Annotated in this window: 19 protein-coding genes; 16 read left to right on the top strand and 3 right to left on the bottom strand. The window is 68.2% G+C overall.

The window, feature by feature from the left end:
• Positions 1 to 105: 105 nt before the first annotated feature.
• From AB0J95_RS24780 to AB0J95_RS24755, 6 genes are read left to right on the top strand one after another with little or no spacing between them, the layout of a single operon-like run.
• On the top strand, positions 106 to 1,785 hold the full coding sequence (locus AB0J95_RS24780) for an ABC transporter substrate-binding protein (protein WP_364762107.1): 1,680 nt from the start codon (positions 106 to 108) through the stop codon (positions 1,783 to 1,785).
• The gene (locus tag AB0J95_RS24775) at positions 1,782 to 2,885 is read left to right on the top strand and encodes an ABC transporter ATP-binding protein (protein WP_364762105.1); all 1,104 of its coding nucleotides are present in this window, start codon (positions 1,782 to 1,784) and stop codon (positions 2,883 to 2,885) included. Before AB0J95_RS24780 ends, AB0J95_RS24775 begins: the two co-directional genes overlap by 4 nt.
• Entirely contained in the window at positions 2,882 to 3,862 is a 981-nt protein-coding gene (locus AB0J95_RS24770; RefSeq protein ID WP_364762103.1) for an ABC transporter permease, read from the top strand. The genes AB0J95_RS24775 and AB0J95_RS24770 overlap by 4 nt, the downstream gene beginning before the upstream one ends.
• Before the next feature lie 3 nt (positions 3,863 to 3,865).
• Positions 3,866 to 4,855: an ABC transporter permease gene (locus AB0J95_RS24765; RefSeq protein WP_364762101.1), complete on the top strand. Its 990-nt coding sequence runs from the start codon at positions 3,866 to 3,868 to the stop codon at positions 4,853 to 4,855.
• Positions 4,852 to 5,883, top strand: a complete 1,032-nt coding sequence (locus AB0J95_RS24760; protein ID WP_364762099.1) for an ABC transporter ATP-binding protein — start codon at positions 4,852 to 4,854, stop codon at positions 5,881 to 5,883. Before AB0J95_RS24765 ends, AB0J95_RS24760 begins: the two co-directional genes overlap by 4 nt.
• 25 nt (positions 5,884 to 5,908) lie before the next feature.
• The gene (locus AB0J95_RS24755) at positions 5,909 to 7,330 is read left to right on the top strand and encodes a GH1 family beta-glucosidase (protein WP_364762096.1); all 1,422 of its coding nucleotides are present in this window, start codon (positions 5,909 to 5,911) and stop codon (positions 7,328 to 7,330) included.
• Between the two features lie 983 nt (positions 7,331 to 8,313).
• Here the strand turns inward: AB0J95_RS24755 and AB0J95_RS24750 are convergent.
• On the bottom strand, positions 8,314 to 9,327 hold the full coding sequence (locus AB0J95_RS24750) for a phosphatidylinositol-specific phospholipase C domain-containing protein (protein WP_364762093.1): 1,014 nt from the start codon (positions 9,325 to 9,327) through the stop codon (positions 8,314 to 8,316).
• A gap of 424 nt (positions 9,328 to 9,751) precedes the next feature.
• Between AB0J95_RS24750 and AB0J95_RS24745 the strand changes: the two genes are divergently transcribed.
• Together AB0J95_RS24745 and AB0J95_RS24740 are read left to right on the top strand one after the other, a co-directional pair.
• Entirely contained in the window at positions 9,752 to 10,810 is a 1,059-nt protein-coding gene (locus tag AB0J95_RS24745; RefSeq protein ID WP_364762090.1) for a LuxR C-terminal-related transcriptional regulator, read from the top strand.
• Between the two features lie 6 nt (positions 10,811 to 10,816).
• Complete coding sequence (locus AB0J95_RS24740) at positions 10,817 to 12,484, top strand: copper resistance protein CopC (RefSeq protein ID WP_364762087.1); 1,668 nt, start codon at positions 10,817 to 10,819, stop codon at positions 12,482 to 12,484.
• A gap of 272 nt (positions 12,485 to 12,756) precedes the next feature.
• On the opposite strand, the gene AB0J95_RS24735 is transcribed toward AB0J95_RS24740, so the two are convergent.
• Entirely contained in the window at positions 12,757 to 13,935 is a 1,179-nt protein-coding gene (locus tag AB0J95_RS24735; protein WP_364762084.1) for an acyl-CoA dehydrogenase family protein, read from the bottom strand.
• Positions 13,932 to 15,389, bottom strand: coding sequence for a type I 3-dehydroquinate dehydratase (locus AB0J95_RS24730; RefSeq protein ID WP_364762081.1), 1,458 nt, complete (start codon positions 15,387 to 15,389; stop codon positions 13,932 to 13,934). Before AB0J95_RS24730 ends, AB0J95_RS24735 begins: the two co-directional genes overlap by 4 nt.
• Before the next feature lie 29 nt (positions 15,390 to 15,418).
• Between AB0J95_RS24730 and AB0J95_RS24725 the strand changes: the two genes are divergently transcribed.
• The 8 genes from AB0J95_RS24725 to AB0J95_RS24690 all read left to right on the top strand — a co-directional run bounded on the left by AB0J95_RS24725 (position 15,419) and on the right by AB0J95_RS24690 (position 22,508).
• Positions 15,419 to 16,102, top strand: a complete 684-nt coding sequence (locus AB0J95_RS24725) for a nitroreductase (protein WP_364762078.1) — start codon at positions 15,419 to 15,421, stop codon at positions 16,100 to 16,102.
• A gap of 267 nt (positions 16,103 to 16,369) precedes the next feature.
• Entirely contained in the window at positions 16,370 to 16,723 is a 354-nt protein-coding gene (locus AB0J95_RS24720; protein ID WP_364762076.1) for a hypothetical protein, read from the top strand.
• Entirely contained in the window at positions 16,723 to 17,085 is a 363-nt protein-coding gene (locus AB0J95_RS24715; RefSeq protein WP_364762073.1) for a hypothetical protein, read from the top strand. The genes AB0J95_RS24720 and AB0J95_RS24715 overlap by 1 nt, the downstream gene beginning before the upstream one ends.
• An 18-nt stretch (positions 17,086 to 17,103) precedes the next feature.
• Entirely contained in the window at positions 17,104 to 18,324 is a 1,221-nt protein-coding gene (locus AB0J95_RS24710; protein WP_364762070.1) for a nucleotide disphospho-sugar-binding domain-containing protein, read from the top strand.
• Positions 18,321 to 19,460: a DegT/DnrJ/EryC1/StrS family aminotransferase gene (locus AB0J95_RS24705; RefSeq protein WP_364762067.1), complete on the top strand. Its 1,140-nt coding sequence runs from the start codon at positions 18,321 to 18,323 to the stop codon at positions 19,458 to 19,460. Before AB0J95_RS24710 ends, AB0J95_RS24705 begins: the two co-directional genes overlap by 4 nt.
• Before the next feature lie 5 nt (positions 19,461 to 19,465).
• Complete coding sequence (locus tag AB0J95_RS24700; RefSeq protein ID WP_364762159.1) at positions 19,466 to 20,542, top strand: LLM class flavin-dependent oxidoreductase; 1,077 nt, start codon at positions 19,466 to 19,468, stop codon at positions 20,540 to 20,542.
• 2 nt (positions 20,543 to 20,544) lie between these two features.
• A complete protein-coding gene (locus tag AB0J95_RS24695; protein ID WP_364762065.1) occupies positions 20,545 to 21,777 on the top strand; it encodes a nucleotide disphospho-sugar-binding domain-containing protein in 1,233 nt (410 codons plus the stop codon).
• Positions 21,774 to 22,508, top strand: coding sequence for a class I SAM-dependent methyltransferase (locus AB0J95_RS24690; protein ID WP_364762062.1), 735 nt, complete (start codon positions 21,774 to 21,776; stop codon positions 22,506 to 22,508). The genes AB0J95_RS24695 and AB0J95_RS24690 overlap by 4 nt, the downstream gene beginning before the upstream one ends.

Here is a 22,508-nt window from a genome sequence, read left to right as displayed (position 1 = left end):
GGGGTTGACTCGGCCCATCAAAGCCAGACCTTGCCCAAGAGAGCCTTGTCCCACCACCATGTAATCGCTCTCACGACCGTCTTCAACGACCACGAAGGAGGATCCATGCGAGCTACGCGCACCGCCGCCTTAGCCCTCGCTGGCATCCTGTCGATGGCCAGCATCGCCGCCTGTAGCAGCAGTGGCAGCGGCGGCGCCGGCAGCAACTCCAAGAGCGCCACCACCGTGTTGAACGTCGGCATGCCCAACGGCCCGCAGACGGAGAACAACAACCCGTTCCTCAACACCTCGGCGTCCCGCTCCTTGGGATACGCGCGTGTGATCTACGAGCCCCTCGTCATGTACAACGAGGTGAAGGCGACCGACAACACCAAGCCGTGGCTGGCCACGAAGTGGGAGTGGTCGGACAACTACAAGAAGATCGTGTTCACCATCCGGGACAACGTGAAGTGGTCCGACGGGCAGGCGCTGACCGGTGACGACGTGGCCTACACGTTCCAGCTGCTGCGGGACAACCCCGGCATCAACACCGACAGCGTGAAGTACAAGGACATCTCGGCCTCGGGCAACCAGGTCACGCTGGGCTTCGACAGCTCGCAGTTCGTCTACCAGAAGAAGATCCTCGAGCAGTTCATCGTGCCCAAGCACGTCTGGTCGACCTACGCCAACCCGGCCACCGAGACGGTCAAGAACCCGGTCGGCAGCGGGCCGTTCACGCTCAAGTCGTTCACCCCGCAGACGGTGACCGTGGTGGCCCGCGACGGCTACTGGCAGGACGCCCCGGCGGTCAAGGAGATCCGCTACACCTCCTACACCGACAACCAGGCGCAGACCACCGCCCTGGCCACCGGGCAGGCCGAGTGGAGCTTCGTGTTCATCCCGAACTACCAGGCGGTCTACACCAGCAAGGACCCGGCGCACTACAAGCTCTGGTTCCCGCCGGTGCTGGGCATCCACGGCCTGTGGTTCAACACCAAGGTCGCCCCGTGGGACAACCCGGTCCTGCGCCGCGCGGTCAACATGGTGGTCAACCGGGACGACATCTTCACCCAGGGTGAGGCCGGCTACTTCTACCCGAAGGTCGACAACATCACGGGCATCCCGACCCCGGCAGGCGAGAAGTTCATCGCCCCGGAGTACAAGGACAAGAAGGTCACGGTCGACGTCGACGGCGCCAAGAAGCTGCTGACCGACAACGGGTTCAAGTTCAACGGCGACAAGCTGGCCGACCCCGGCGGCAAGCCGGTCGCGATCACGCTGGGCGTGCCCAACGGCTGGACCGACTACGTCACCGACCTCGAGATCATCAAGGACAACATGTCCAAGATCGGTATCGCGGTGACCACCAACAACACCAACGCCGACGCGTGGACCAAGGCGCTGGACACCGGTGACTTCCAGGGCGCGATGCACTGGACCAACAACGGTGCCACGCCGTACGACATCTACCAGTCCATCATGGACGGTGCGCTGTACAAGCCGGTCGGCACCGGTGGCATCAACGGCAACTACGGCCGGTTCGAGAGCGCGGACGCGACCAAGGCGCTCAACGACTACGCCAACGCCGCCGACGAGACCACTCGTACCGCCGCGATGAACACGCTGCAGAAGATCATGGTCGAGCAGATGCCGGTCATCATCACCTCGGCGGCCAACGCGGGTGGCGAGTACTCCACGAAGAACTGGATCGGCTGGCCGGACGACTCCAACCAGTACGCTCCCGCCCAGCCGACGCTGGAGAACGCGTTGGACATCATCAGCCATTTGAAGCCCGCCACCTCATGACGGCGAGCAGTACACGCCAGGCGGCCTCCGAGACCACCGAGGTGGTCTTGGAGGCCGATGGCCTGACCAAGCACTTCCCGGTCCGCAAGCGCGGCCGGGAGCTGCTGTCCAGGGTCGCGCGCAGCGTGCAGGCCGTCGACGACGTCAGCCTCACGCTGCGGCGGGGCCGGGTCACCGCGCTGGTCGGGGAATCCGGCTCGGGGAAGTCCACTGTGGCCCGTCTGCTGGCGCAGCTCTACCCGCGCACCGGTGGCGACATCCGGTTGCACGGCAAGTCGACCGCGGTCAAGGGCGGCCGGCGGTTCCGGGAGTACTCGCGCCGGGTCCAGATGATCTTCCAGGACCCGTTCGCGTCGCTCAACCCGGTGCACACCGTGCGCTACCACCTGACCCGGGCGCTGAAGATCCACGGCCGGGCCGGGAAGACGAGCGAGGACCTCGAGAAGGCGTTGGCGGATCTGCTGACTCGCGTGCAGCTGACGCCGCCGGAGCGCTATGTCGACAAGTTCCCGCACGAGCTGTCCGGTGGTCAGCGCCAGCGCGTGGCCATCGCCAGGGCGCTCGGTGCCGACCCGGAGGCGCTGCTGGCCGACGAGCCGGTGTCCATGTTGGACGTCTCCATCCGGCTCGGCGTGCTGAACCTGTTGAAGGACCTCAAGGAACGCCTGCACCTGGCGATCCTGTACATCACCCACGACATCGCCTCGGCGCGCTACTTCGCCGACGAGACCATGGTGATGTACGCCGGCCGGGTGGTCGAGGGCGGCGACAGCGAGACGGTGACCCAGCGCCCGGCGCACCCGTACACGCAGCTGCTGATCGACTCGGCGCCGGACCCCGACCAGATCGCGGGGGGCAGGGCGAGCGACAAGGACCGGGGCACCGGTGAACCGCCCAGCCTGATCAACCCGCCCAAGGGCTGCCGGTTCCACCCGCGCTGCCCGCACGTGATGGACCGGTGCCGCACCGATCTCCCGCCGCGGTTCGAGATCGGCGACGGCGACGGGCACTTCGCCGCGTGCTGGCTGTATGACGGCAAATCCGTTGAACCGTCCACTGTGGAGTCCTCGGTGGCCGTTCCGGACGAGGAGGTCTTGTGAGCTACCTCGTCAAGCGCGTCGTCTTCTACCTGTTCACCGCCTGGGCCGCGATCACGATCAACTTCTTCATCCCCCGGCTGATCCCGGGCGACCCGGTGCAGGCGCTGATCACGCGCATGCGCGGCCAGATGACCAGTGACGCCGTCAACGCGCTGTACGTGCTGTTCGGACTGGACAAGAACGAGTCGCTGATCTCGCAGTACTTCAAGTACTGGGGCCAGCTGTTCCACGGCAACCTCGGCGTCTCGTTCACCTTCTTCCCCAGCGAAGTGTCCGAGGTGATCGGCCAGAGCCTGCCGTGGACACTGCTGCTGGTCGGCATCACCACGGTGATCGGGTTCCTGATCGGCACCACGCTGGGCACGCTGGCCGGCTGGCGGCGCGGCTCCTGGGTGGACGCGGTCATCCCGGTGACGACGTTCCTGTCGTCCATCCCGTACTTCTGGCTAGGCCTGATCGCGATCGCCCTGCTCACCGGGCCGGACAGCTTCTTCCCGGCCAGCGGCGGGTTCGACACCGGCGTGGTGCCCAGCTGGACCTGGGAGTTCATCGGCAGCGCGATCCAGCACAGCATCCTGCCCGCGATCACCATCCTGATCTCCTCGATGGCCGGCTGGATCCTCAGCATGCGCAACATGATGGTCACCGTGGCCTCCGAGGACTACGTGACCGTGGCGCATGCCAAGGGACTGCCGGAAAGACGCGTCATGGTCGGGTACGCGGCGCGCAACGCCCTGCTGCCCAACGTGTCCGGGTTCGCCCTGTCGCTCGGCTTCATCGTGGGCGGCACGCTGCTGGTGGAGATCGTGTTCTCCTACCCGGGCCTGGGCTACCAGCTCTTCCAGGCGGTCGGCACCAAGGACTACCCGCTGATGCAGGGCATCTTCCTGATCATCACACTGTCGGTGCTGCTGGCCAACTTCGTCGCCGACCTGGCGTACATGCTGCTCGACCCGCGCACGCGAAGGGAGGGCTGAGGCATGGCAACCCCAGCGGCCGTCGCCGCGACGCCGGTGACCGTCCAGTCGGTGCCGAAACGCCGCCGCCTGCGGTTCGTGGCCAACCCCAAGGCCGCCATCGGCCTGACGATGATGGGCATCTTCGTGGTGCTGGCCGTCATCGGGCCGTGGATCTCGCCGTACAACCCGTCCGCCCGGTCCAACGAGCTGGTCGGGCCACCCTCGGCGGCGCACTGGCTGGGCACCACGCACCTGGGCCAGGACATCCTGAGTCAGCTGCTGTCCGGCACGCGCAGCGTGATCCTGGTCGGCCTGCTCGCCGGTGTGGTCGCCTCGATCCTGTCCCTGCTGATCGGCGTCACCTCGGGATACCTGTCGGGTACCGGCGCGGAAAGCCTGTCGGCACTGTCCAATGTGTTCCTGGTGATCCCGGCGCTGCCGTTGATCATCATCATCACGTCGATCCTGCCGCAGACCGGGGACATCACGATCGCCCTGGTGATCGGCCTGACTTCCTGGGCATGGGGCGCACGGGTGCTCCGGGCGCAGACATTGTCGTTGCGCCGCAGGGACTATGTCGAAGCGGCCCGTGCGACCGGTGAGTCGACCTGGCGGATCATCCTGTTCGAGATCATGCCGAACCTGACCGCGGTGATCGCGTCGAACTTCATCGGCACGGTCATCTTCGCGGTCACCTCGGAGATCACCCTGGCGTTCATCGGCGTCAACACCAGCGGCGACAGCTGGAACTGGGGCACGATCCTGTTCTGGGCGCAGGGCCAGCAGGCGCTGGCACAGGGCGCTTGGTGGTGGTTCGTGCCGGCCGGTCTGGCGATCGCCTTGCTGGGCACGGCTTTGTCGCTGCTGAACTTCGGCATCGACGAGTTCGTCAGCCCGCGCCTGCGCGGCAGTGGCAAGACCACCGTGCGCACTGTGGACGGTCACAAGGTCCGGATGCGGGTCGGTTTCACGCCGGTGCTCGGCTTTGGGCGGAAGGACGACTCGCTATGAGTGACGCCGTGCTGGAGGTGCGCAACCTCGACGTCGACTACGGCCTGGGTGACAACGCTGTCCACGCCGTGCAGGACGTGAACATCACGCTGCACCGCGGCGAGGTTCTCGGCCTGGCCGGGGAAAGCGGCTCGGGCAAGTCGACCCTCGCATATGGACTGACGCGGCTGCTGCCACCGCCCGGGGTGATCGCCGGTGGTGAGGTGATCTACCACGGGGACAACGGTGAGACCTCGGACATCCTGCGGATGACCGACGCGCAGCTGCGCAGGTTCCGCTGGGCCGAGACGGCCATCGTGTTCCAGGGCGCGATGAACTCGCTCAACCCGGTGCACAAGATCTCCACCCAGATGACCGACGTGATCAAGGCGCACGACCCCGGCAGCAGCCCGCGGTCCCGTTTGGACCGTGCCAAGGAGATGCTGTCGCTGGTCGGGATCTCGGCCGACCGGCTGGACGCGTACCCCCACCAGCTGTCCGGCGGCATGCGCCAGCGCGTGATGATCGGGATGGCGCTCGCGCTCGACCCGCGGATCGTGATCATGGATGAGCCGACCACGGCGCTGGACGTGGTGATCCAGCGCCAGATCCTCGGCCAGCTGATCGAGCTGCGCGAGAACCTGGGCTTCTCGGTGCTGTTCATCACGCACGACCTCTCGCTGCTGGTCGAGTTCTCCGACCGGATCGCGATCATGTACGGCGGCCGGATCGTCGAGGAGGCCCCGGCCGCGGACCTCTACCGCGACTCGCTGCACCCCTACAGCGATGGCCTGCTGCACTCGTTCCCCGCGTTGCGTGGGCCGCGTCGCGAACTGACCGGCATACCGGGGTCGCCGCCGGATCTGCGGGCGATGCCGCCAGGCTGCGCGTTCCATCCTCGATGCCCGAGGGCATTCGAACCGTGTGCGACCGACCTGCCGGTGCTGGGAGTTCCGAAGGACCTCGACCGGCCGGACGCCACCGGTGACGTCGGCCACCACCCCATCGTCAACCGCACGGTGGCGTGCTGGCTGCATCCCATCCACTGAGGTTCTGACTCTCAAGAGGAGACATATGGAAATCACCGCACCTGCTGTCGGAACCGGTACCGAGACCAGTGAGAGTGCCGATCCGATCGACAGCCTGCCGGCGTCCTTTCGGTGGGGTGTGGCGACTTCGGCCTACCAGATCGAAGGCGCGTACGACGAGGACGGCCGGACAGCCTCCATCTGGGACACCTACTGCCGTACCCCCGGCATGGTGCACAACATGGAGAACGGCGATGTGGCCTGCGACCACTACCACCGGATGCCGCAGGACGTGGACGTGATCCGGTCGCTGGGGGTGGACACCTACCGGTTCTCGGTCGCGTGGCCCCGGGTGCAGCCGGGCGGCCGTGGCCCGGTGAACACCGCGGGAATGGCGTTCTACGACCGGCTGGTGGACGAACTGCTGGGCAAGGGCATCGACCCCTGGGTGACCCTGTACCACTGGGACCTGCCGCAGGAGCTGGAGGACGAGGGCGGGTGGCCGGTGCGGGACACGGCCTACCGGTTCGCGGACTACGCGATGCTCGTGTTCGACGCGTTAAAGGACCGCGTGCAGACCTGGACCACGCTGAACGAGCCCTGGTGCTCGGCCATGCTCGGGTACTACATCGGCAACCAGGCACCGGGCCGCCAGGACCTGCCCGCGGCGATCTCCGCTGTGCACCACCTGTTGCTGGGCCACGGCCTCGCGACGCAGCGGATGCGGGCGGCGGCGCCACGCCCGATCGAACTCGGCATCACGTTGAACATGGGCACATCCGACCCGGAGACGGACTCCGATGTGGACCGTGCCGCGGCCAGGCGCGCGGACGGCCTGGGCACCCGGATCTACCTGGACCCGTTGGTGCACGGGCGTTACCCCGCCGACGTCGTGGAGGACCTCGCCGCGCGGGGCATCCGGATCCCCGTCCGGCCCGGCGACCTCGGCGTGATCTCGGCCCCGATCGACGTGCTCGGCGTGAACTTCTACAGTGGACACGTCTTCTCGGGCCTCGACGAGAACGGGAACGACCGCGACTCCGACGGCAACCCGATCGAACGCTCGATCCCCCAAGGAAACCCCGTGACCGCGATGGGGTGGGAGATCGTGCCGGACTCGTTCACCAGGCTGCTGGTGCGGTTGTCCCAGGACTACCCGGGCCTGCCGATGGTGATCACCGAGAACGGAGCGGCGTTCGACGACGTGGCCGATGACACCGGCTTCGTCGAGGACTTCGACCGCGTAGCGTACTTCCAGCAGCACATCGGCGCCGTCGCCAAGGCCCGCCAAGCCGGCGCGGATGTGCGGGGTTACTTCGCCTGGTCCCTGATGGACAACTTCGAGTGGTCCTACGGGTACGAGAAGCGGTTCGGGATCGTTCGCGTTGACTACGAGACCCAGCAACGGACCCTCAAGCAGAGCGCCCTCTGGTATCGGGACACCATCCAGCGGGTTCGCGGGCATTGATGTCGCCCTGATGGAATGGGGGCCTGGCACGAGGCGGGGGCCCGTGCCAGACCCCCATTTTTCTGTCTTTGGGCGCTTCTGCGGGGATTCTTGTTGGCGTTCGCGCTTGTGGGCCGGGTTCTGGTCTGGGTTCGAGACTCGGCAGGTTTCGGCTGTCGGCAGGCTCGGGCTCTGGCTGGGTGGGGGCAGGCTCGGCCCCGGCCGGGCTGTGGGTGGTTTGCGCCTTGGGCGGGCTTGCCGCTGTGGGCGGGCGGGGGCTCGCTGTTGGGGGCAGGGCGTGACCGGTGGCGGGTTCACTGCTGTGGGGCAGATTTTCGCCTGGGTGAGGGGTTTGCTGCTGTGAGCAGAGTCTGGCTGGTGGCGGGTTTGCTGCGGGGGTGCGTTCTGTCTTTGGGAGCGGCTCGCTTCCTGTGGGTAGGCTTCGGGTTGGGGGCGGTTTTGTCGGTGGGTGGTTGTAGGGTGGATTCGGGGGCCGGAGGCCAGGTGGGTGGAAGAAGCGCTCGCTGCTAGGTGGGCTTCTAAAGAAAAGATGTCCTCGCCGGACGGCAGGCCGCCAAGAGGGGGAGCCGGGTTGCACCCGGCTGCGCCGGGTGTGTGGGTTGGGTGCGTGTCCTCTCCCTCCCGTATGGCCTGCCCAAGGGGACCACATCAGTCAAGTGGGGCCGCCTTGGGTTCCAGCGGAGTGCCGGTCCGTATGGCTTCCAGCGGGGTTGGTTTGGGTTGGCGGACCGGCGTTGGTTTTGGCGGCCCCACTTGACAGATGTGGTCGGCTTCGCCCAGGCCATACGGGAGGGAGAGGACACGAAGGCGCTCTCTGTTGTGCGGGCACGCGTTGAGGCGCGTTGGCTTGTCTACATGGGACGAGTTGCGTGTCTGGGGTGGACAGCTCGGGTGTACAGCCGTCCCAGCCGCGAAGGGGATGTGCGGCTGGGACGGCGGTTGTGGTGGGTTTGGTTGTGATGGGTGTGGGGTTGGGTTTTTGGTTAACCGCGAGGGGTTGTGTAGGTGAGGATTTGGGGGTTTGTCCAGTCGCTGGAGGCTATTGTGGCGCCTTTTGTTGCTACCTGGCGGATCTTGTCCTGTCCTTGTTGGACCGTTGGGTTGTGGCCGTCGATTGTGGGGGCGACGTTTTGGGCGTCGGCGAAGACCAGGAGGTAGTGGTTTGCTGTGAAGAAGCTTGTGTCGCCGTTGTACCAGCTGTTCGCGTCTCCGTCGAAGGTCACATACCACTGGGCGCGGGTGCCGCCCATGTCGCCCGTCCTTGGGTCCGTTGAGGTGGCGCCGTTGGGGGTGGGGAACATCATCGCGGAGCTGAGGTTGGTGCTGCCCAGGCTTGTGAGGTAGTCCGCGTATTCCAGGTGGGTGTGGTAGTGGTCGAAGGGGTTCCCGGCTTCGAAGGCACCTGTTATGAGCAGGAACATGAACTTGCCGTTGAGGTCGGCGCGGGCGGGCCAGTTGTTCGCCCGGACCGCCGCGTCGAGGGTGGGGTAGGTTCCCTTGATGTCAGCGGGCTTCAGGATGTTCGTGGCGCCCAATGCGCCGGCGATCATCTGGTCGAGGCGGGCGGGGGTGTAGCCGCCCCGGCCGTCGTAGCCGTTCTTGGCCTCCAGCTTGATGATCACCGGACGGTGGTTCGGGTTCTGGTCGTGCCACAGCCTGATGTTGTTCAGGCACGTCTGGAAGCTCTGGTTTCGTGAACCGGTCCGCAGCGCCGGGTAGGTCGTGGCCGACGAACAGTTGTTGGCCGGGCCCCAGGGTTCGTGGCTCACCTGGTAGCGGCCGTTGCCCAGGAAGTTCTGCCACACGTCCAGCTCCAGCATCGACGCGCCCGAGTCCAGGGCGTCCACCAGCCAGGGGAAGGTGGCCTGGTCGTAGGCGTTGTGCACGCCGGCGCCGGTGATACCGGCGATGGTGGCGTCCGCAGCCACCGCCGGGGTCACGGCGGAGGCCAGCAGGGTCGCGGCCGCCAGGGTGAGCGTTGCCGCCCATCGCTTCATGGAGTTTCTCCTCGCCTGTTCTCCGTGCGACGAATCGAGGATGATTTGCAGCTTCAACCAAGGCGAAAGGCCACGCTCTGTCAAGACCCTGACGGACGCTTGTCCGGATTGTTTGTGCACAATTGTGGGAGCGGTCCCGGATTTTTGTCCGGACTGTCTCTTAACCGTGTCAGTGTGCGATGATGGGTTTAAGGGGGAACGGACCGGGGGTCGGCCGATGGTGGAAACCGTTCTCAGTGTTGTCCTGCAGCATCACAACCGGTTGTTCCGCGAAATGCTCGCGGCTCACCTGGCTCGCGAGCCCGATATCACTATGCTGGGCACCGCGGCCTCCGGGCCGGAGCTGATTCAGCTGTGCGATCTACGTAGGCCAACTGTCGCATTGTTCGAGGCAGACGCACCAAGGTGGAGCAACGAACGCCTGGTGTCATTACTCCTGCCGCCGGGCCGCCTGATGCGCATGATCGGGCTGCACCAGTCGCTCACCACAGCGCACGTGATTCGCGCTTATGAGGCGGGTGTCAGCGCGCTGGTGCCCTACTCGGGCGGGCTGGAACCGCTGCTCGCGGCCATCCGCGCGCCCAGTTCGGCGATCGAGACCGCGCGGGCCAAGCGCGGTGGCGGGGACGCGCTGACCCAGCGGGAACTCGAAGTGCTCTACCTCGTTTGTGCCGGCTATCCACCGAGGCAAATAGGTTTGGAACTCGGGATAAGCCCGCACACCGTGGAGAACCACAAGCAGCGGATCTTCAACAAGCTCGGCGTGCACAACCAGGCGCACGCGGCGGCCAGCGCGGTCCGCCTCGGATTACTCTCCCAAGCCCAACCGCAACGACCGGACGGCGTAACGCCCGAACGAAGACCCGGATTACGGGTCGATCTTCGTAAATTCGACGGCCCGCTCGCCGAGCGCGCCCGCAAGGCTTTGGAACGGCAGCATATTGTCATCGTCGACCGGGAAAAAGTGCCGCATCCGCGGGACAACTCCGAGAATGGTCATCACGACAATTCGGACACCATCCAGCCGGTGACCGTGCTGATCGACCCGCCGCCCGCGGGCTGGCGCACCCAGGCGGGCAGGCTGGTGGTGATCACCTCGGAGGAGCCCAAGCAGCACCTGATGGCCCAGGCCGTCGCCACCGGCGTCACGGTCCTGCCTGCGTCCCTTGTGGACGATCTGCTCGCGCCCGCGGTCGAGGCGGCGAACGCGGGATACGTACTGATCAGCGCGGCCTACTCGCGGTCGGTGCTCGGGCCGCCGGGCGGCGAGTGGCGCCGCTGGCAGCTCGCGCTCACCCCGCGCGAGCAGGAGATCCTCGCCGCGATCGCACAGGGGCACACCACCAAGCAGACGGCGCGGCTGCTTGGCATCTCCGTGCGGACCGTGGAGAACCTGCAAGGCAACCTGTTCCGCAAGCTCAGGGTGCACCGCAAGGCCGCCGCCCTGGTGGTCGCCCACGAGCTCGGCCTGCTGGAGGAGTGAGCACGTGTGCGCACCCGGCTGTTGCACAGACTGGTATTCGGGGGGCTGACCGCGGCCGCGCTGCTGGTCGCGGCGGCCCCCAACGCCTTGGCCCACGCCGAGTTGCTCGGCACCACACCGTCGAACGGGGAACACCTGGCCGCCGCGCCCGCCGAGGTCGTGCTGCGGTTCAGCGAGAAGGTGAGCCCCGTCCGGGACGGCACGGTGCTGCTCGACGGGCGGGGCAAGCGGGTCGGTTCGGCGCAGGCGGAACCGGCCGGGGACGGCACGAAAGTCCGTCTCCCGCTACCGGACGACCTGACCGACGGCGTCTATTCGGTGACCTGGCGGGTGGTCTCGGCCGACTCGCACCCCGTGCACGGCGCCTTCGTGTTCAGCGTCGGCAACGCGCAGGCCGCGCCACTGGCCGGGGCCGGCGCCGAGTCCGGTTCGGACCCCGTTGTCGCGGTGGCGTTCTGGCTGGTCCGCTGGCTCGGGTTCGGTTCGGTGGCGCTGCTGATCGGCGGCGTGTTCTTCGCGCTCGCCTGCTGGCCGGGCGGCGCCACCGACCGGAGACTGCGCGGGATCGTCCGAACCGCGTGGTGGACCGCGGCTTCCACCTCGGTCGCGGTGATCTTGCTGCAGGGCGCCAACGCCAGCGGCGCGTCGATAGCCTCGGTGGCCGACCCGGGCCAGCTGCTGGACACGGTGACCACGAGTTTCGGCGTCCTGGTGCTGATCAGGATCATCGTGCTCGCGGTGGCCGCATTCCTGCTGACCCGCAAGGAAACCAAGGTGGTTCCGCTCGCCACCACCGGCGTCGCGCTGGCGGCGACGTGGAGCGCGAGCGGTCACGCGGTCGCGGGCGACCTCGTTCCCTTCGCGCTGGTCATGGACGTCCTGCACCTGCTCGCGATGTCGTTGTGGCTGGGCGGTTTGGTGTTCCTGGTCGCATGTGTCCTGATCCCCGGGCGCAAGAACCGGACGGGTGAAACGTCCGAAGTGCTCAGCAGGTTCTCGCGTGTGGCAATGATTTCGGTGGCCGTACTGGCCGGAACCGGCGCGCTGATGGCACTTCGGGAAGTCGGGCTGTCCGGGCTGCTTTCCGGTTCGCGATATGTGACCCTCGTGGTTTTCAAAGCCGGCGCATTCGGGCTGGTGTTGTGGCTCGCCGCGATGTCCCGGGCAGCGGTACAACGGCGACTGGCCGAACACGGCGGAAAATCCGGCACGATAATGCGGTTACGCCGGTCGGTCCTTGCGGAGGCCGGGATAGCGGTCGTGGTTCTCGGATTGACCGCGGCCCTGGTGGCCACCCCGCCCGGCGAACTGGACCCGAAACAGGCCCAGGCGGCGGCGGTTTCCACCGGGCCATTTCTGTCCGCCCTGGACATACCCGGGAATGGCGATGTGCAGGTCTGGGTTTCCCCGGCCCGCCCTGGCGACAACCAGGTCGTGGTGAACGTCCGCGACGAGCGGGGCATCAACCGGGACGTGCCCGAGGTGACCGCGCAGCTGAGCCTGCCCAGCGCCGGGATCGCCGCGTTGCCGGTGCCACTGAACAAGACCGCGGCCGGTCAGTACGTCGCCGACCGGTTCGCGCTGCCGTCACCGGGAGTCTGGCGGCTCACCGTCCGGGTCCGCACGAGCGACCTTGACGCGTCCACTGTGGACGCTGACGTGCCGGTTCGCTGAGCCGTGCGGCGGGTTCCGGGCGCCGGCGCCCGGAACCCGCTCTCCCCAGCGTCGTCCATCCATCCTGGGCGCGGCGGGTCCGCCGGGGTGCACGACGGGACAACGCCCCCGGGTATCCCTCTGCCCGGGGCCCCTGGGGTGAGCCGGGCCAGCACGCTGACCCGGAGAAGACCCCGGTCCGGCCCCGAAGACCCCGCCCGCCGCCGGTGAAACTTGTGATCCCGAACTAAACATGACATCGCCGGTCACCCGGCCAAAATGACGAGAAGCCCCTAGGGCTTGTAGAAAGAGAGATCATGGGGCTGGTCGAGGGCCGCGCGGCCGATGGTGGCCAGGATGTGGTCGTCGTTGTCGTGGCGGATGTAGCAGGCCAGGTCGCGGAAGATGCGTTCGACCGGGCTGGGGCGCACCAGGCTGCGCGCGCCGCAGGCCCGGATGCAGTGATCCACGGTCTGCACGGCGATGTGCTCCATCATGTGCCGCGCCCGCGACCCGGCCAGCTGCGCCTCGGCGCGCCTGCCCCGGTCCCAGAGGTCGGCCACGTTGCGCAGCAACAGATCCCCGGTCTCGATCGCGACCACCATCTCGCCGACGCGGTGCTGCACATACGGGTCGGTGGCCTTTCCCTGGCGCAGCACGTAGTCGACCGCGTAGCTGTACGCGGCCTCCGCCGCGCCGAGGAAACTGGCCGCGTAGTGCGGGATGAACGCCGACTGCCAGCCGTGCCGCAGGTAGTCGCCCGGCTGACCGATCCGGTGGCTGTCCGGGATGAACGTGTCGTCGAACCGCACCACGTGGCTGACCGTGGAGCGCATCCCGATCGGGTCCCACCAGGACGGGTCGACCGAGATCGTCCGGTCGGCCAGCTCGCAGGCCAGCATCAGCACGCCGGACTGCGAACCGTGCCGGGCGCCGCCCGGCCCGTCGATGTTGACCAGCAGGATCGCCCAGTCGGCGCCGGTGGCACTGGTGGCGAAAGCCTTGGTACCGCTGACGATCCAGCCGTCGTCGTGGTGCCGGACGGTGGTGCCGAACTTGCGTTTCTCGCCGGGCTTGGCCGCCTGCGGTTCGCCGCTCCAGGCCACCCAGCGGTCGCCGTGCCGCAGTACCCGGCCGAACCAGTGTTCCTTCTGTGCCTCGGTGCCCAGCGCGTCGATCAGCACGAGGGAGTTGACGTGCCCCTCCCAGCACCGGGCGAACGACAGGTCCGCTCCGGCCATGCGCTTTGTCATGAGCCACAACGGGTAGGTGTCGCCCTGGGCCGGGCCGAGCCCGAGGCCGCCGTGCGACACCGGGACGGTCGGGGCGTGCAGCCCGGCCGCGAACAGGTCGTCGAAGTTCTCCCCGGGGAACGTCGCGGTCCGGTCGTACTTGTCGGCCCGCCGCCGGAACTGCTCCAGCAGGGGCGTGAGCTCGCGCAGCAGCGGCTCACGGTCGATGTCCGTTGTCATTTCGCGTTCTCCAGCGAGAGAGACTGTGGCATGGCGTGCCCGGTCATCAGCCGGAACTGCCGCGCCACCTCGATGCGCAGCACCTCCCAGCCGTCGATGACGCGCAGGTGCCGCCGCCGGGCGGCGCTGACCAGCGCGGTCGGCCGCCGTCCGTAGGTCAGGTCGACGATGATCGCGTCACGGGCCAGCTGCGCGACCGGGAACAGCAGGTCGTCGCGGACCGGTGTGGCGTGCACGATCAGCGAGTAGTCGGCCGGCACGAACCGGCTGAGCGGCACGTAGTCCAGGCCGAGCAGGCGGGCCGCCCGCACGCCCCGGTCGGCGCCGCGGTTGACCAGCGTGGGCGTGACACCGAAGCGCAGCAAGCCGGCCGCCGCGCCGCGGCCGGCTCCGCCGCACCCGACGATCGCCGTCTTGCGGCCGGTCAGCCGGACTCCGGCGCGGCCGAGCGCGCCGACCACGCCGATGGGATCGGTGGTGTGCGCCCGCCAGCCGGCTTCGGTGCGCACGAGCACGTTCGCCGCGCCCGCGCGACCGGCGGGCCCGGTGGTGACCGCCGCGAGCCGGAGCGCGGATTCCTTGTAGGGAGCCACGACCGTGGCCCCTTCCATCGGCATCCCGAGCCCTTCGAACCCGGCGGTGAGGGCCTCCCAGGCGGGCAGGAAGTCCTTGGTCGCGATCGGCAGGAACAGTGCGGGCAGACCGAGCGCCTGGTAGGCGTCGTTGTGCATGCGCGGAGACAGGGACGCGTTCACCGACTGGCCCACGATCCCGTACAGCCGGCGCACCTCGGGCAACGACGGGAACGGGTAGTCCCGCAGAAGTCGTTCGACGGTGGGGACTTCCTCTGCCTTCCCGCCGATCTGGCCGAACACCATCGGCGCACCCAGCCAGGGCCCGAGGATCCGTCCACATGCGCCGGTCTCGCCGGTGCTGAACGCGGTCACGTTGTCGCGGTTGACCAACCGCAGCAACCGCAAGGGCGCCAACGCCTGCTGGGGCGTGTAGGCGTGCGGGACCATCAGGTAGTGGCGGGCGGGCACCGCGGTCAGCCGGGTGAACCGGGCCATCAGGCCGGCCAGGCTCAGACCGTTGCCGTGCCAGGAGATCAGCCGCCGGTGCGGCGGGATCCCGGCCAGGATCTCGGGGGTGGTGTCCCGGCCGCCCTCCAGCTCGATCAGGTCGTAGCGCCGGGCGGCCTGGAACAGCCGCCGCCGTCGCTGGTCCATGCCGCCGGCGAACAGCCCGCCGGCGGACGTGGAGCGCAGGCTGTAGATCAGGTCACCGGGAATGTGGTCACGCAGCACCGAGGGGTCGACATCACCGATGATGTCGGCGCGCACCTGCGCACCGCCGCCGGCGCGGCCGAGCACCCGCAGCTCGTCCATCACCCGCCATGGCGACGCCTGCAGCGAGGCCATGACCGCACAAGTCATCCTGGTTGCTCTGGACATGGCGGCCATCACCCCCACAGACTCCAGGCATGGACGACACTTGGGCCACGCTGGCCGGGGTGATGGGCAGGCGGCACTGCAAGCGCTCCTTTGTGGACAGACGAGTGCCCAGGCGGGTGCTCGACGAGGTCCTGGCGGCCGCGTGCGACGCGCCATCGACGCGCAACGGGCAGCCGTGGCAGGTGTCCGTGTTGTCCGGCGCGGCGCGCAAAGCGCTTGCGGACGCGTTGTGCGCCGAGTTCGACCGTGGCGTCGCCCAGCACCCCGACTACGTCAACCGGCCCGCGCAGGCCGACCCGGTGATCGAGGCGCGCGCCCGCGAGGCGGGCATCGGCGTGTTGCGGGCCAAGGGAATCGCACGCGCCGATCAGGCGGCTCGGCGCGGTCACCTCCGGGACAACCTGGCGTTCTACGGCGCCCCGGTGGAGATGATCTTCCATCTGCCGCCGGCCGCACCGCCGGGACTGTTCCTGGAGATGGGACTGTTCCTGCAGAACGTCATGCTCGGCTTGGTCGCATGTGGACTCGGCAGCTGCCCGCAGTTCAGCGTGGCGGGCTACCCCGATGTGATCAGGACGGTACTCGGCCTTGCCCCCGGCCGGATCGTCGTCTGTGGTCTTGCGGTCGGATATCCGGACGAGTCCGCGCCAGTCAACGGTTTCCGCCCGGGCCGGGCCGGCCTGGCCGACTTCGTCCGCTGGCACGAAGGCTAGCCCGGCAGGGTATGCGCGCGTCAAAGTACGCTCCTCCAGTCGCAGGGTAACGGGGAGTGGTAACGCGCGGCACGTGCTCACCCTGTCACGTACTCGCGATGTTCAGTTGGGTCCTTCGTAGTGTCGCAAAGTGTGCGCTTGTTCACGCAATGAGACAAGAACGTCTTTGCAGTACCTAGGGGATCCGCCCAGCCCTAGGGGGAAGGTCCCATGTCCGGTTTTTTCCGGCCGCTCTTACACTTCGCTTGCCCTGCACGGAGGAAACCCATGGTGACACTCGAACCTGGGCTGCTGCTCGGGACCTGGCACGCGACGGACAAGGAAGCGGCCGGCGTGGTGCGGATGGAGCTTGCCCAGTCCGACGACTTCGTCGTAGTACGAGCATTCGGTGACGCGGACGGCCAGCCGTACGACTGGGGCGAGGTGCGCGCCACGGTGTACGGCAGCTCGGCGTCCGCGACCCAGGCGATGGCCTTCAGCGCCCTCTACGACTTCGGTTTCATGACGACTCTGCTTGCCGCGTATGCCAAGCAGGGCATCCTGGTGCTCGACACGTTCAACACCGTGAAGGATGGCAGCGGGCGAGCGGACTTCTTCAGCCGCGAGTTCTTCCACCGCTGATGAACGCCACCGACTTCGACCTGCGCCCGGTACTGGGTGACTGGGTCAACTACGACGAACAGACCACCGGGATCCTCGGTGTGCGTGTGGCACAACGGCGTGGGGTGCTCACCGTGCAGATCTCAAGCGCTCGCGCGGGAGACCCCGACGACTGGGGCATCACCGTGGGTGCGGCTTTCGGTTTGCGTGCCCGGCCCAGTGAGGCGGCTGGTTTCTCGGCGCACTACCGGCTTGCGTCCTCGACCGTGCTGCTCGCCGCCTACCTGAACAAACGGCTGCTCGTGGTGGACGCGTACTCCGTGTACACCAACGGCGACGGCCGGGCCAACTTCTTCCAGCGGGACCACTTCTACCTCCCGTGAACTCCTTGCGGAGCAGTCATGCGTGTGCTGTTCACCTCCTCCGCGGCCCGGCCGCACCTGTTCCCCGTCGTGCCACTGGCCTGGGCCTGCCGCGCGGCCGGGCACGAGGTCCGGGTCGCCAGCGCGGCCAAGATCGCGAACGACATCGTCCACACCGGACTGCCCGCGGTGCTCGCGGGCGGCGAAGCCGTGCACGCCCAACGCAACCGGGCGGAGTTCGTCGCGTCGATCTACTCCCAGGAGCCGTGGCCGCACGAGTGGCCGGTGAACATGCACCTGCTCAACGACCGCCAGCGCGAGCACCTGGAACGGCTGGGCAACGCGATGATCGCGGGCGCGCAGGCGATGGCCGGTGACCTGGTGGCGTTCGCGCAGTGGTGGCGGCCGGACATCGTCGTGTACGAGGCCGTTGGGTACGCGGGCGCGGTTGCGGCTGCGGTGCTTGGCGTGCCAGGGGTTCGGTTGCTGTTCGGTTCGGCTTCGGTGCCCCGGCTGGAGTTGCGGGACGGGCGCCCGCTGCCCGCGTACTCGCGGCTGTTCGAACAGTTCGGCGTCGCGGTGACCACCAAGGCCGCCATGACCGTCGACCCGACGCCGCCGAGTATGCGCCTGGCTGATGCGGATCCGCCGTGGCAGGGCATGCGTTACCTGCCGTACAACGGTTCTGGGGACGTGCCTAGGTGGTTGACCGGCGTCCGGGACCGGCCACGGGTTTGTGTCACATGGGGACACACGATGGCTCGTGCCCTTGGTGGGGCGGCCGCGGGTCCCTATCGACAGGCGATCGACACGTTGGCCAGTCTGGATGTGGACATCGTTGTCGTGGCCAGCGCCGAGCAGATCACCCAGCTAGGGGAGTTGCCTTCTTCGGTGCGGACCAGCGAAAGCACGCCGCTGCACCTGGTTCTGCCACACTGCGACCTGATCGTGCACCAGGGCGGCGACGGGACGACGTTGACCGCTGCCTCCCAGGGCATCCCACAACTGGCCATAACGCGCAAACCGGACGCCGAGGTGCCCGCGAGCCGGATCGCGGCGAACGGCGCGGGCGTCCACTTCCGGTACCAGGAGCTGCGGCACAACAACCGGCGCTGGGAACTGGTCCGGGCCGCGGCCGAGAAGCTGCTGGCCGACGAGGCCTACCGGGAGGCGGCGGCCGCGCTGCGCGCCGAGATCGAACGCCAGCCGACCCCCGCCCAGGTCGTGCCCGCCTTGGAAGAACTGGAGCGTGCCGCGTGAGCCCCGACCCCATCGTGCTCGTCCGGCCGGTCCTGCCGGCCTTGGAGAAGTTGCGGGCCGCGCTCGACGAAGTGCTGCGCAGCGGCGTGTTGACCAACGATGGCTCGCGGGTGCGGGCCTTCGAGGCGTTGCTGTCCGCGCGGCTGGGGATTCCCGAGCTGGCGGTGTGCGGCAGCGGGACGACCGCGATCCAGCTCGCCTGCAACGCTTTGCGGCTGGACGGTGAGGTGATCGTTCCCGCAGCCGCGTTTCCGGCTGTCTCCCAAGGGGTCTGGCACGCTCGGTGCACGCCGGTCACGGTCGACGTGGATCCGTCCTTTCTGACGCTGTGCCCGGAGGCCGCACAGGCCGCGATCACCGAACGGACCACCGGGATCCTCGCCGTGCACACGTTCGGCTGCCCGGCTGACATCGATGCACTGTGGACGGTCGCGCGCAATGCCGGTGTTCCACTGATCTTCGACGCGGCCACTTGCTGGGGGATCACCTACCGGGACCGGCCGTTGTTGTCGTACGGCGATGTGTCCACGTTGAGCCTGCACTCGATGAAGCTGACCCATTCGGTCGAGGGCGGCGCGGTGATGAGCACGGTGCGGGAGGTCGCGGATGCCGTGCGGCGCCTGCGGAACTTCGGCGTGGGCGTGGAAGGCGCCTGGACCGCCGGGACGAACGCGCGGATGAGCGAGCTGCACGCGGCCGTGGGCGCGGTCGTGCTCGGCGAGGCGGACAACGAGATCCGCCGCCGGATCCGGGTTCGGGACTGGTACTTGGAGGGGTTGCGGCACCTTGAGTGGATTCAGCCGGTGCCGTTCCGGCCCGGCGCGTGGCCCAATGTTGCATCGATGGCCGTGCGGCTGACGCCGGACGGACCGGTGAACGCGCCGGCGCTGTGCGCCGAGCTGATGCGGTACGGCATCCACGCGCGGGCGTACTTCACCGGCCGGTACCGGCCGCGTGGCCTGGCGACCGCCGGGCCCACCCCGGTCGCGGACGAGCTGGGCACGCGGATCGTGTGCCTGCCGTTCTGGGGTGGCCTCAAGGAGAACGACGTCCTCCGGGTGGTCGACGCGATCGACCGGATCGGCACCCGGCGGACGCTCGCCGTCGGGCTGGCCAGAAGGAGGGCGCTGCCGTGACCCCGATGCGCTTCCACTGGAGTATCCCCGGAAGCAATGTCCGCGACCCGCTGCGCGGTTCGCACGACCGCGATCACGTCAATCCCGTCGAGGACATCGACGGGCAGCTGGAGCTGTGCAAGCTGGCCGACGAGGGCGGGATCGACTCCCTGCTGCTGCCGACCGGCTACCAGCGGGCCGACCCCATCGCGATGGCCACGTACTTCGGCGGCGCGACCAGGCGGGTCAAGTACATGGTCGCCATCCGGCCGGGCACGATCTCGCCGACTTTGCTTGTCACACAAGTGAATACGGTGGCGGCCGTGACCGGTGGGCGGATCACGATCAACGTCGTGGCCGGGCACAACTCCACCGAGATGCGGTTCTACGGCGACTTCCTGAGCCACGACGAACGGTTCCAGCGCAGCGACGAGTTCTGGTCGATCTGCCACGCCTTGTGGCGGGCCGAGGGACCGGTCGACTTCCACGGTTCGCTGCTGCAGGTGGAAGGCGCGCGAGTGAACACACCGTTCCTGGGCGAGAACGGCCGGACCCGTCCGGAACTGTACTTCGGCGGCAGCTCGGACCTGGCCTCGGACATGGCGATCAAGCACGGCGACTGCCTGCTGCGCCTGGGGGACACGCCGGACCGGATCCGGCCAGGGCTGCAACGGGTGCTGGACACCGGAAAGGCGACCGGGCTGCTGTTCTCGATGATCGTGCGGCCGACGCGGGCCGAGGCCATCGAGTGGGGGCACGCGATGATGGAGCGCGCCGGTCAGGCCGGGCGCGATGTGCAGGACCGGTTCCGTGAGCAGAGCAAGGAGTCTGTGGGGTTCGCCTCGACGTACGCGTTGGGGTACAAGGAGTCGGACTGGCCGGAACCGTTCCTGTGGACCGGGCTGATCCCGTACATGGGGCCGTTGTCGCTCGCGCTGATCGGGTCGCCGGATGACATCGTGGACGCGCTGTTCACCTACCGGCGGATCGGCGTGACGCAGTTCCTGTTCCACGGCCGCCCGGATCTGGAGACCCTGCCGTACTTCTGCCAGGAGGTCCTGCCGCGCGTGCGGGCCCGCGAGCGCGACCACGAGCTGGTGTAGCCGTGCGAGTGTTGTTCACGCCGAACAACGCCCGGCAGCACCTGTACCCGATGGTGCCGCTGGCCTGGGCGTGCCGGGCCGCCGGGCATGAGGTCCGGATCGCCGCCGCACCCGTGCTGGCCAACGCGATGCGGGCGGTGGGGCTGCCCGCGGTCGTCGTGGGGTCGGATGTCGCCCCGCCCGCGGTCACGTTCCAGGGCCTGACGCAACGGTTCTACGCGCACGAACGGTTCCCGCCGGACTGGCCGCTCGCCGTGCACCTGCTCAGCGACGACCAACGTGACCTGTTGGAGTACTTGGGACGCAACGCGGCTCGGGTCGCTCGCGCCACCGTGGACGATATGGTGGCGTTCGCGCGGGTGTGGCGGCCGGATGTCGTGGTGTACGACGTTGCCGGGTTCGCCGGGGCGGTGACGGCGGCGGTGATCGGGGTCCCGAGCGTCCGGCACCTCACCGGGTATGGCCTGCGGCCCATGGAAAACCGCTACGCGCCCGGTGTGTCGTTGCCGTTGCCTGAGTATGCGGCGCTGTTCCGGCGGTTCGGGGTGGACGTGCGGCCGATGCCGACGATGACGGTCGATCCGTCGCCGCCGAGCCTGCGGATCGCGGTTCCCGGGCCGTGGCAGGAGATGCGGTACGTGCCTTACAACGGGCCGGGCGTGGTACCTGACTGGTTGGCCGAGTGGCTGGGGCGGACGCGCCGGCGCGTGTGTGTCACGTGGGGACATGGCGTCGACCGGACCATGATGGCGCTCGGGATGGCCGCGCTGGACCCGTTGCGGGACACGATCGCGGCCTTGGGGCGCAGCGATGTCGACCTTGTCATCGCGACTACGTCTGCACAGCTGGCACTGCTAGGAGAGCTGCCGTCGAACGCGCGCCCAGCGGTCTCCGTGCCGTTACAATATTTGTTGCCCTACTGCGACTTGATCGTGCATCAAGCCGGGGACGGTACTGCTCTCACCGCGGCCGCTTGCGGTGTCCCGCAACTGGCCATCACCAACAAACCCGACCAGGCGCTGACCTCCGACCGGCTGGCCGCCATCGGGGCCGGGCTGCACCTGCGTTACCAGGAGCTGTCGCGGGACCCGTTGCGGGAGGAGGTGATCCGCTCCGCGGCCGGCAAGCTGCTGTCCGCGGGCCGGCACCGGCAGGCCGCGCACCGGCTGCGCCGGCAGATCGAGCGGCAGCCGAGCCCGGCCGACGTCGTCGCTTCTCTGGAGGCCGTCGCATGAACTCCGTCTTCGAACCGTTGCTCGCCGCCCTGTCCGGCCCGGTGGACGAGCGGTTCCACCGGGGCAAGGACTACCGGGCCGAGGCCGACCAGCTGCGGGACGTGTTCCTCAAAGAGGGGTCGGTGTCCTCGGTGCTGAACCTCGGCTGTGGCACCGGGCGGCACCTGGAACTGCTGGCCGCGGCCGGGTATGACGTGGTCGGCGTCGAACGGTCGCCCGAGCTGGCCTCGCGGGCGAGGGTGCGGCTGGCCGGGTTCCCGTCCCGGGCCGCTGTGGTCGAGGCGGACCTGTTCGAGCTGACCATGGACCGCACGTTCGACGCGGTGATCATGATGTTCGCGATGCTCGGGCACCAGGTCACCAACCACCGGGTGCGGTCTACTTTGGATGCTCTGCGCCGTCAGGTGGGCCATGGCGGGCTGGTGGTGTTCGACGTGCTCGACGCGGCTCAGGTGCTTGCATCTCCACCGGTCAACGGGGTGCTGTCGTTCACCTCCGGCGACCGGGAGGTCCTGATCGCGCACACCACGGTGGTGAACGTTGCCGCGCAAGTGATCGAGCTGTGCCTGCGGACGTGGGAACTGCCCGGTGGCGGCCCGGTCGAGCAGACCTACACCATTCGCTACTTCGCCCAGCGCGAGCTGGCGCTGGTGCTGCAGGTAGCCGGACTGGAGCTGGTCGGCAGCGCGCCGCTGGCCGCGTCCCGGCTGGTGTGGGCACGGAGGATCTGA

Origin of the sequence: Actinocrispum sp. NPDC049592 (assembly GCF_040675465.1) — a bacterium.
Lineage (GTDB): Bacteria > Actinomycetota > Actinomycetes > Mycobacteriales > Pseudonocardiaceae > Kibdelosporangium.
Note: the sequence above shows the minus strand (reverse complement) of the source record. Positions and strands in the feature narration are given on the sequence as shown.